This window comes from Prevotella sp. AM34-19LB (assembly GCF_003468525.1).
Classification (GTDB): Bacteria; Bacteroidota; Bacteroidia; order Bacteroidales; family Bacteroidaceae; genus Prevotella.
Genome location: NZ_QSIG01000143.1, coordinates 1 through 546, shown reverse-complemented (window position 1 = coordinate 546; position 546 = coordinate 1). Strand labels below are relative to the sequence as shown.

Sequence of the window (546 nt, the reverse complement as noted above, 5' to 3'; positions counted from 1 at the left end):
TTGAAACGGAGAAGTATGATGCAAAACCGACCTACAAAAAGTTCCTCGGCTACAGGCCTGGCGTATATGTTATCGGTGACAAGATAGTCTATATCGAGAACAGCGATGGCAACACGAATGTGCGTTTTCATCAGGCAGACACCCATAAGAGATTCTTCGCTCTTCTGGAATCCCAGAACATCCGTGTAAATCGCTTCAGGGCAGACTGCGGTTCATGCTCGAAGGAAGTCGTCAGTGAGATAGAGAAGCATTGCAAACATTTCTACATCCGTGCCAACCGATGCAGTTCGCTCTACAATGACATCTTTGCTCTGAGAGGATGGAAGACGGAAGAGATTAACGGTATCCAGTTCGAACTTAATTCCATTCTCGTTGAGAAATGGGAAGGCAAGTGCTATCGTCTTGTCATCCAGAGACAAAGACGCAACAGTGGCGAGCTTGACCTGTGGGAAGGCGAATACACTTACCGTTGTATTCTGACCAACGATTACAAGTCATCGACAAGGGACATTGTTGAATTCTACAATCTGCGTGGCGGCAAGGAAC

General features: G+C 46.7%; 1 pseudogene. It reads left to right on the top strand.

The annotated features are described in order from the left end of the window. A pseudogene (locus DW830_RS15610) lies at positions 1–546 on the top strand (IS1380-like element IS612 family transposase); the annotation flags it as partial.